General features: G+C 70.6%; 10 protein-coding genes and 1 riboswitch. Of the genes, 2 read left to right on the top strand and 8 right to left on the bottom strand.

Going from position 1 to position 8968, the window contains the following annotated elements; translation table 11 throughout:
* Nucleotides 1–148: 148 nt before the first annotated feature.
* From cobM to ABZY11_RS40400, 6 genes are all read right to left on the bottom strand, one after another.
* Complete coding sequence (gene cobM, locus ABZY11_RS40425; RefSeq protein ID WP_356483951.1) at nucleotides 149–898, bottom strand: precorrin-4 C(11)-methyltransferase; 750 nt, start codon at nucleotides 896–898, stop codon at nucleotides 149–151.
* The gene (cbiE, locus tag ABZY11_RS40420) at nucleotides 895–2157 is read right to left on the bottom strand and encodes a precorrin-6y C5,15-methyltransferase (decarboxylating) subunit CbiE (RefSeq protein WP_356483952.1); all 1263 of its coding nucleotides are present in this window, start codon (nucleotides 2155–2157) and stop codon (nucleotides 895–897) included. Before cbiE ends, cobM begins: the two co-directional genes overlap by 4 nt.
* 194 nt (nucleotides 2158–2351) lie before the next feature.
* The gene (locus ABZY11_RS40415; RefSeq protein ID WP_356483950.1) at nucleotides 2352–3374 is read right to left on the bottom strand and encodes an ABC transporter substrate-binding protein; all 1023 of its coding nucleotides are present in this window, start codon (nucleotides 3372–3374) and stop codon (nucleotides 2352–2354) included.
* 15 nt (nucleotides 3375–3389) lie between these two features.
* Nucleotides 3390–4175 (bottom strand): ABC transporter ATP-binding protein, encoded by a 786-nt coding sequence (locus ABZY11_RS40410; RefSeq protein WP_356483949.1) that lies wholly within the window; start codon nucleotides 4173–4175, stop codon nucleotides 3390–3392.
* Nucleotides 4175–5284, bottom strand: a complete 1110-nt coding sequence (locus ABZY11_RS40405) for an iron ABC transporter permease (RefSeq protein ID WP_356483948.1) — start codon at nucleotides 5282–5284, stop codon at nucleotides 4175–4177. The genes ABZY11_RS40410 and ABZY11_RS40405 overlap by 1 nt, the downstream gene beginning before the upstream one ends.
* Before the next feature lie 101 nt (nucleotides 5285–5385).
* Nucleotides 5386–5526: riboswitch (cobalamin riboswitch) on the bottom strand.
* Between the two features lie 43 nt (nucleotides 5527–5569).
* Entirely contained in the window at nucleotides 5570–6049 is a 480-nt protein-coding gene (locus ABZY11_RS40400; protein WP_356483947.1) for a hypothetical protein, read from the bottom strand.
* A 183-nt stretch (nucleotides 6050–6232) separates the two neighbouring features.
* Between ABZY11_RS40400 and ABZY11_RS40395 the strand changes: the two genes are divergently transcribed.
* Nucleotides 6233–6400: a hypothetical protein gene (locus ABZY11_RS40395; RefSeq protein WP_356483946.1), complete on the top strand. Its 168-nt coding sequence runs from the start codon at nucleotides 6233–6235 to the stop codon at nucleotides 6398–6400.
* A 278-nt stretch (nucleotides 6401–6678) separates the two neighbouring features.
* Here ABZY11_RS40395 and ABZY11_RS40390 read toward each other — a convergent pair whose 3' ends face one another.
* Entirely contained in the window at nucleotides 6679–7326 is a 648-nt protein-coding gene (locus ABZY11_RS40390; RefSeq protein ID WP_356483945.1) for a GntR family transcriptional regulator, read from the bottom strand.
* Between the two features lie 62 nt (nucleotides 7327–7388).
* Nucleotides 7389–8297, bottom strand: coding sequence for a transcriptional regulator CynR (gene cynR, locus ABZY11_RS40385; RefSeq protein WP_356483944.1), 909 nt, complete (start codon nucleotides 8295–8297; stop codon nucleotides 7389–7391).
* A 260-nt stretch (nucleotides 8298–8557) separates the two neighbouring features.
* Between cynR and ABZY11_RS40380 the strand changes: the two genes are divergently transcribed.
* The coding region (locus ABZY11_RS40380) for a carbonic anhydrase (protein WP_356483943.1) at nucleotides 8558–8968 on the top strand (411 nt) is incomplete at its 3' end.

Genomic DNA, 8968 nt, shown 5'->3' with positions numbered 1-8968 from the left:
GGTGCGCCCCGCAGCACCGACAGCGCCTCGTCCCGCGCCGCCACCGCCACCAGGTCGCCGTCGACGTCATCTGCATCGACCGGGCGGGCACGGTCGTCGGGCGCAGCAGCGTGCGCTGACCGGCCGCCCGGCCGATGCTGCGGCCCCGTCAGCAGACGTGGCGCTCGCGTCCGGGCGAGTAGAGGTGGCTGTCGCGGAACTGCTCGGCGCCCAGGGTGCGGCCGACCATGATGACGGCGGTACGGATCACGCCCGCTGCCTTCACCTGCTCGGCGATGCCGTCGAGGGATCCACGCAGGATGACTTCGTCCGGACGTGAGGCCAGCGCCACGACGACGGCCGGGCAGTCGGCTCCGTAGTGCGGCAGCAGTTCCTCGACGACGCGGTCCACGTACTGCGCGGCGAGGTGCAGCACGATCAGGGCGCCGCTGCGGCCCAGCGTGGCCAGGTCCTCGCCCTCCGGCATCGCGGTCGCGCGGTTGGCCACCCGGGTGAGGATGACGGTCTGGCCGACGGTCGGTACGGTCAACTCCCGCTTGAGCGCCGCCGCCGCGGCCGCGAACGCGGGTACGCCGGGCACCACTTCGTAGGGCACCCCGGCCTCGTCGAGCCGACGCATCTGCTCATTGACCGCGCTGAACACCGAGGGATCGCCCGAGTGCAGCCGGGCCACGTCGTGGCCGGCCCGGTGCGCGGCGGTCAGCTCGGCGGTGATCTGGTCGATGTCGAGCTGCGCGGTGTCCACCAGGCGGGCGTCCGGGGGGCATTCGGCGAGCAGTTCCCGGGGCACCAGGCTGCCCGCGTACAGACACACCCCGCAGGAGGCGAGCGTGCGGGCGCCGCGCACGGTGATCAGGTCGGCCGCCCCGGGGCCCGCGCCGATGAAATACACGGTCATGTGTTGTCTCCTGGGTCTTGCGCGGGCTCTTGCGCTGAGCGTTCCGCATCGGGACTGATCGAGGGTTTGCGTACGGACCACTGGGTGACCGGCATGGCCTGCCGCCAGCCGGTGAAGCCGCCGACCGGCACGGCATGCGCGACCGCGAGCCGGACCAGGTCACCGCCGTGCCTGTGGTGTGCCTCGGCGAGCAGCGCCTCGGACTCCAGCGTGACCGTATTGGCGACCAGGCGTCCGCCGGCCGGCAGCGCGTCCCAGCAGGTGTCGAGAAGGCCGGGCGCGGTCAGCCCGCCGCCGATGAACACGGCATCAGGTGTGGGCAGTTCGGCCAGGTTTCCGGGGGCCCGGCCGGTGACCACACGCAGGGCAGGTACCCCGAGACGGTCGGCGTTGCGTGCGATGCGTTCGGCCCGCGCCGGATCGCGTTCCACGGTGATCGCCCGGCAGGACGGGTGGCTCCGCATCCATTCGATCGCGATGGACCCCGAGCCTCCGCCGATGTCCCACAGGAGTTCGCCGGGGGCGGGCGCGAGCACACCGAGGGTCGCGGCCCGGATGTGCCGCTTGGTGAGCTGCCCGTCGTGTTCGTACGCCTCGTCGGGCAGGCCCGGGACGGCACCGAGGCGCGGGGTGCCGGGGGCGCGCCGGCATTCGATCGCGATGATGTTCAGCGGGTCGCCCGGTGGGTGCGGCCAGTGGTCCGCGGTGCCCTCCACGCAGGCTTCGTCCGCTCCGCCGAGCTGTTCGAGCACGCGCAGACGACTCGGGCCGAAGCCCTGTTCGCGCAGCAGCCCGGCCACCGCGGCCGGAGTGCCGGCGTCCGCGCTGAGGGCCAGTACCCGTCGGCCGTCGTGCAGTGCGGCGGCCAGCCGGGCGGCGGGGCGGCCGACCAGGGTGACGACCTCGGTGTCCTCCAGCGGCCAGCCGATCCGGGCACAGGCGTAGGACACGGACGACGGGTGGGGCAGGATCCTCAGCGCGTCGGCGCCGAGCACTTCGGTGAGTGCCCGGCCGATGCCGTAGAACATCGGGTCGCCGCTGGCCAGGACGGCGATCCTGCTCCCGGCGTGCGCGGCGAGCAGGCCGGGGACGGCCGGCCGCAACGGCGAGGGCCACGGCACCCGTTGCCCCCGGCAGGCCGGCGGGAGCAGGTCGAGTTGCCGCCCGCCACCGATGAGAACCTGTGCGCCGGCCAGTTCCGCGCGCGCCGCGTCGGGCAGTCCCGCCCACCCGTCGGCGCCGATTCCCACGACGGTCACCGCAGGTGGGACGGGTTGTTCGGGTGGTGCGAGAGTCACGGCCGGTACCTCGGTGTTCAGGGGATGACGCAGCCGAACTCTACTGTCCGGCCATGATCGGGCGACGGCCAGGTGGCCGCCCCGAGCCTGCTCCAGGGTCTTTCTTTTGGATCAGGCCGGACCCCGCGAGCCCGGCCTGATCCGAACGAAAGGCCCTAGGCAGTCGCTTTCCTCAGATATGCGGCAAGTGAGCTGATGGCCGCGGGATTGCGCGGACTTTCCACCAGGTCCGCGTAATCGAGGACAAAGATGCGATCGTTCTTGATGGCCGAGACGTTCGCCAGCGGCGGATAGGACTTCAGGAATTTCTCCTTCTGCGCCGCGCCGGTGTCACCGTAGTCGTTGATCACGATCACCTCGGGGTCACGTTCGACCACGGTCTCCCAGCCCACCGTCACCCAGCTGTCCTTGAGGTCCTTCATGACGTGATCACCACCCGCCTTGGTGATGATGTCGTGCGGTCCGGCGTAGGCACCGGAGGTCAGCGGCTTGTCCCGCCCGTCGTCGTAGAGGAAGACCCGCGGGCGGTCAGCACCCTTCGGCGCCGCGGCCTGCGCTTCGGCCACCTGCTTCCGGAACGTCGCGATGAGGGTGTCCGCACGGTCCTCCACGTCGAATATCTTTCCCAGGTTCCGCAAATCGGTGTAGAGCGCATCGAGTGGCGCCATCACCCCGCGTGCTTTCCCGCGGCCGTTGCGGCACGACTCGCTCAGCAGATATGAGCCGATGCCCACTTTTCGGAGCTCGGCGGGAGTGAACCCGTCGCCCTCGTTGAATCCGTAGTTCCATCCTGCGAAGACCAGATCGGCACGGACGTCGAGGACCAGCTCCTTGTTGATGCTCTTCCTGGAAAGCCACTTGGTCCTTCGGTAGCCGTCCTTCCAGGGAACGGACGTGAGGTCGCCCTTGTCCTCGGGCATCACATAACCCGCCATGTGGACCTCGAGTCCGAGCGCGAACATGATCTCGGTGATGCCGACGTCATTGGTGACCACGCGCTGCGGGGCCTTGTCGTAGGTGTTCTGCCGGCCGCAGTTCTCGATGGTCACCGGATAGTGGTCCCCGGCTGTGCGAGCACCACTCCTCTCTTCCTGGCGAGGGGTGATTTCCGCACCGCAGCCGGTGAGGACCAGGACGGCGGAGAGCACGAGTGCGGCGGGGCGTACGGGGTTGGGCATGGGGGAAGCGACTCCTCAGGAATCGGATCGAGCGGGGCGGAGACGGTCGAAGAGCAGCTGTACGGCGCCGGTCTCCGGATGCGGGACGCGGTGTGCCCGTACGCCGAAGACCTCGGCCAGCAACTCGGGGGTGAGCACGTCGTGCGGAGCGCCGGACGCGACGATCCGCCCGCTGTCGATGACATGGAGCAGGTCGCAGTGGAGTGCGGCGAGATTGAGATCGTGCAGCGCGGTGAGGACGGTCAGCCCGCTGTCGCGTACCAGCGCCAGCACTTCCAGTTGCTGTGCGATGTCCAGATGGTTGGTCGGTTCGTCGAGCACCAGCAGCCGGGGCTGCTGTGCCAGGGCGCGGGCGATCAGCACCCGCTGCTTCTCGCCGCCGGAGAGGGTGAGGAAGCCGCGGTCGGCGAGGTGGCCGGCGCCGACTCCAGCGAGCGCGGTCCGGCACGCCTGCCGGTCCTCGTCGGTGGTCCGGCCCACCGACGACTGGTGCGGCAGCCGGCCCATCGCCACGACCTCGGCAACGGTGAAGTCGAATTCGGTGACCGCCTCCTGGGGCAGTGCGGCCAGCCGACGGGCGCCTTCGCGTGCGCTCATCGCGTACAGGTCCTCGCCGCCGAGCCGCACCGTGCCGGCCGAGGGACGCAGCGCCCGGTAGACGCAGCGCAACAGGGTGGACTTCCCACTGCCGTTGGGCCCGACGAGACCGACGAGCTGCCCCTCCGCCGCTCCCAGCGTGACCTCCTCCACCAGCCGCGCGCCGGCGATCTCGACCGTCAGATCCTCGATGTCGATCCGCATCACGCGCCTCCGAACGTGTAGGAACGACGGCGCATCAGCAGTACGAAGCACGGCACGCCGATGACCGCGGTCAGCACGCCCACCGGCAGTTCGGCGGGCGCGAGCACCACCCGGGAGAGGATGTCCACCCAGATCAGCAGAACAGCGCCCGCCAGTGGTGCGACGGCCAGCAGCCGGCGGTGGTCCGCGCCGACCAGCATCCGTACGGCGTGCGGCACCATCAGGCCGACGAAGCCGATCGCACCGCTCACCGCGACCACCGCCCCCGTGACGGCCGCGGAGACCAGGAACAACTCCTTGCGCAGCCGCCCCGCGTCCACGCCCAGCGCGGCCGCGGTCTCGTCGCCCATGGCGAGGGCGTTCAGCCGGCGCGCCGACCAGGCGAGGTGGGCGAGACCGCCGAGCACGGCCGCCGCGGCGATCGGCACGGAGGACCAGTTGGCTCCGCCGAGGCTGCCGAGCATCCACATCATCGCGGAGCGGGCGGCTTCACCGCGCTCGGCCGCGAAGACCATGAACGTGGTGACGGCCGAGAAGCCGTAGTACATCGCGGTGCCGGTCAGGACGAGCCGCACCGGGGTCAGACCGCGAGCGGTGCGTGCGATCGCGTACACCAGCATCATGGCGAGGAGCGCGGACAGGAACGCCGCCGTGGACAGCGCCCAGATGCCCAGCGCGCCGAAGGCTCCGAAGATGAGCACGGCGTTGGCGCCGACGGCCGCACCCGAGGAGATCCCGAGGACGAACGGGTCGGCGAGGGCATTGCGGACCATGGCCTGTACGGCGACGCCGATGGCCGCGAGTCCGGCCCCGACGACCGCGGCCAGCACAGCCCGCGGAAAGCGCAGTTCCCAGACGATGGTGTACGCCGGGACCTGGTCGGGGGTTATTCGGCCGCCGGTCAGCCCGGCCCACAGACAACGCAGCACTTCGCCCCAGGTGAGCCCCGACGCCCCGATCCCCGCCCCGCAGACGAGCGAGACCAGGAGCACGGCGCACAGGGTGATCAGGAGCAGCGGCAGTGACACACGCCGGGGCGGCGCGGGCCCTGATCCGGCGCGGGACGTGCGCGACGGCACGGCAGGTCTACGGTCGAGGGGTGTGGCCACGGGCGGATCGCTTTCGCCTCGGGCCGTGCACCTACGTGATCAAAGGAGCAGCCCGGACGCGGAGCGCCCTGCGCAGCACCACTCGCAGTCCACGGCGAATTGACAGGAGCCTTCACCACCGCGGGTAATCGGGCTTACGGGGCCACATGCCAGGCTCCGCCTACCGTTGCGGGTCAGCGCCGGATTTCGACCGGACTTCCCCCGCGGGGCACTCGCAGCTTAGCGTGAATGCCCTGATTCATCGTCAGAGGGTGATTCCGGTACGCCCCGGACCGCGCACGGCCGCTACTCGCGAGCCGCACCCGCTCTGCGCGCCGTGCGATGCGCCCGGTCCAGCACCAGCATCAGCAGGCCCGCGAACCCGGCGAGACCGGCCCCCGCGATCTGCTGCGGGCCGCTGACCCCTGCCTCGGACACCGAACCGACGTAGCCGATGCCCATCATGCCGATCAGGGCCCCGGACGGGACACCGCCGAGCAGGCGGCGCAACGCCACGCCGGTGGCCACCGTGATCCCGATGACGGCCAGGAACACGGTCGCCGTCACTCCGAACGCCCCCGACCCCATGTGGGCGGAGCCCACGAGCGAGACCACGCTCACCACGCATGCGGCCGGCCACAGGAGGGCCGTGACGGCGAGTGCCCATGCCCCTCGGCAGAAGGCGGCCCGCACGGTCGGATCGACGACCGCGGCAGCGTCCTGGAACTCGGCCCGGTTGCGGGTGCGGTACTCCGCCACGACGCGCGGGACGCAGAAGGCTGCCACGACACCGGCTGCCACTCCGACCCCGACCAGTAACCAACCGTTGGATCCACCCGCCCCGTCGGGCGGTGACACCGCCGCCCGGCAGAAGCCCTCGGTCACCGGAGCCGGCCCCCTGTCCCCCCACCGACGCGCCCCGGCCGGCGAACACGGCCACGTCACCTGTGACTGCACACGGAGCCGAGGTTGACGAAGACGAATACCGCGGCAAGGGCGCTGAGGAGAGCTCCGTGGCCGCTGGGGGGCTTGCAGGCGGTCGTGGACAAGGACCTCGCCTCGGCGGCTCCGGCCGCGGAACTCAAGGCGGACATGCTCGCGATGCCCACGGACGGCGACTTCGTCAGTGAGAACTGAGGGACGCCCGAACAGCGGGGACATTCTCACGGCATCACCGGAGGCGATCCCCCGACCGGCCTTTGCCGAAGGCGCGATGAAGCCGAAGGCCGACGCCGCCGTGCGGGTCGCCAGGGCCGGCGGGCGGGCGCTCGTCGGCCCGCTCGAACGGCTCGATGACCTTCTCGACCGGAACATCGGCACGGAGATCCGCCCGGATGTCCCGGACGGAATCGTCTACGTCCGAGCTCTCGGGGCGGCCCGTTGCCGTGCCCGCCGCCCCGGCCGGGCCGTTGCGTTCAGTCCTGGCGCTTGCGCCGCGCGGCAGCCGCGTGGCGGCCTGTCACCAGGTGTTTGCCGGCCAGCTTTTCGACGCCCACGACATCGCGCTCCGCGATCGCCCGGTACAGGCCCTCGTGCTCGTGTGCGACGCCTTCGAGGTCGTCGTGCTGCCCCAGCAGCCAGCGCATCCTGCTGCGGAGGGTGGTCTGGAGCTCGTTCAGGAGTTCGTTGTCGGCCAGCGCGGTCACCGTCTCGTGGAAGTCCGCGGCAGCCCGGCGGGCCCGTACGGCGTCCCCCTTGTCCGCCGCCTTCCGTTCGGCGTCGAGATCCGAGCGGAGCTTCTCGAGTCCCGCGCGGGTACGCCGTTGGGCGGCGAGCCGGAAGGTCAGCGTCTCAAGGGCCGCGCGGACCTCATCGAGGTCCTCGATGTCCGCAGGCGTGAACTCCCGCACAACGGCCCATGTCCGCGGCCTCGGCGTCACCAGCCCCTCGGTGACCAGTGCCTTCAGGGCCTCTCGGACGGGCAGCCTGCTCACCCCGAGCTCCGCGGCGAGCTCGCGCTCGACGAGCTTGCTGCCCGGCTCACGCACACCGTCGATGATCTCGTCACGCAGCAGGCGTGTGACCCGCTCCGACTCGGGCTCGAAGTCCTCAGACCCTGTCATGTCCTCAATTCTCTCATCACTCGGCGTCAGCATTCGGTATGCCGTCCGCGGTACGGGGGTGCTCAGACCGGTGCGTAGCCGCGTGCGCGGACCAGGTTGCGGGCGAGCCCGGTGAAGGCGCGTGCGGCGGCGCTCTCGTAGGCGCTCTCCCGGTGCAACAGGGTGGCGACACGGGCGGGCAGCGGAGGGTCGATGGGGATGGGCGTGAGGTGCGGGTGGTCGTCCGTGACCGCGTCGGGCAGCACGGCGGCCAGCAATCCGGTGCGCCGGACGATTTCCGTGAGGGCCTGGATCGTGTTGGCCTCCACCGCGATCGGCGGGCTGACGCGATGCTGGGCGAAGTAGCTGTCGATGTGAGTTCGGGTGGCGAAGTCGCTGCTGAGCAGCGCGAGTTGCTGATCGGCCAGGTCACGCACCGGCAGCGGCCGGTCGCCTCGGTCCCGGGCGTGGTGCGTGGCGACGACGAGGCTGAGGGTCTCGGTGAACAACGCGGTGGCGGTGATGCCTGGCGGATGGGATCCCGCGAAGGCGATCCCGAGGTCGAGATCGTCGGCCAGAAGGCTCGTTTCGATGCGGTCCTGCGTCATTTCCCGCAGCTCCAGCGTGATGCCGGGATGGTGCGTGTGCAGCGCCTCCACCAGCGGGCCGATGAGATACGCGGTGAAGGTCGGCGTCACCGCCAGGCGCAGATGCCCCCGGGAGAGGTCGGCGACATCGAGGACGGCACGGTCGGCGGCGGCCAGCTCCCGCAGCGCCCGCTTCGCGTAGTGCACATAGGCCTCGCCCGCGTCGGTGGGGCGGACCCCACGGCCACTGCGGTCGAGCAGCTGGACGCCGACAACTCGCTCCAACTGCTTGATCTGCTGCGACAACGTCGGTTGCGAGATGCGCAGCTCTTCGGCCGCGCGCGTGAAGTTGCCGTGCTCGGCCACCGCGATCAGATAGCGGAGGTGACGCAGTTCCGGACCCATACCCGAAGTATAGAGAAGCCCAATCGATATTCCCGCAAGGAGACCTTGCCGCCTATGACGCCCTGGTCGGCGGCCCCACCCACGGCACCTCGGACTCGCCGGCGCCTCGCGCTCACCGGCCCTCGCATTCACTGAGCCCCCGAACCATTGATGTGATCTATATAAATTATGGATAGCAAGACTTGGACGCTATAGGACGACGTCATGCATGGTGGATCTCGTCAGCCCGTCGGGCCGACCTTCATCGAAGGGAGTGACCGATGCACGACCTCACGGACGGCCTCGCGCGTTTCCACCGCGACGTCTTTCCCGCAAAGGCGGGGTTCTTCGCCCGCCTGGCCACGACTCACCGGCCGAAGACACTGTTCATCGGGTGCTCCGACGCCCGTGTGGTCCCCGAACTGATCACACAGAGCGACCCGGGCGAGCTGTTCGTCATCCGTACGGCGGGCAATCTGGTCCCGGCGTACGGATCCGGCCCGGACGGCATCGCGGCCAGCATCGAGTACGCCCTCGCCGTGCTGCACGTGACCGACATCGTCATCTGCGGCCACTCCGCATGCGGGGCCATGACCGCCCTGGCGGAAGGTCACGACCTCAGCGCCGCGCCGGTCATCGCCGACTGGCTGCGGCACGCGGACGCGGCGCGGGCCCGGGCCCGCGCCGCGTCC

Origin of the sequence: Streptomyces sp. NPDC006510 (assembly GCF_040611955.1) — a bacterium.
Lineage (GTDB): Bacteria > Actinomycetota > Actinomycetes > Streptomycetales > Streptomycetaceae > Streptomyces.
This window is presented reverse-complemented; position numbering and strand designations above follow the sequence as displayed.

Excerpts from the sequence above, each read along its gene's own strand:
- ABZY11_RS40410 (WP_356483949.1), bottom strand. The coding sequence starts at position 4,175 with ATGCGGATCGACATCGAGGATCTGACGGTCGAGATCGCCGGCGCGCGG.
- cobM (WP_356483951.1), bottom strand. The coding sequence starts at position 898 with ATGACCGTGTATTTCATCGGCGCGGGCCCCGGGGCGGCCGACCTGATC.
- cynR (WP_356483944.1), bottom strand. The coding sequence starts at position 8,297 with ATGGGTCCGGAACTGCGTCACCTCCGCTATCTGATCGCGGTGGCCGAG.
- ABZY11_RS40415 (WP_356483950.1), bottom strand. The coding sequence starts at position 3,374 with ATGCCCAACCCCGTACGCCCCGCCGCACTCGTGCTCTCCGCCGTCCTG.
- ABZY11_RS40390 (WP_356483945.1), bottom strand. The coding sequence starts at position 7,326 with ATGACAGGGTCTGAGGACTTCGAGCCCGAGTCGGAGCGGGTCACACGC.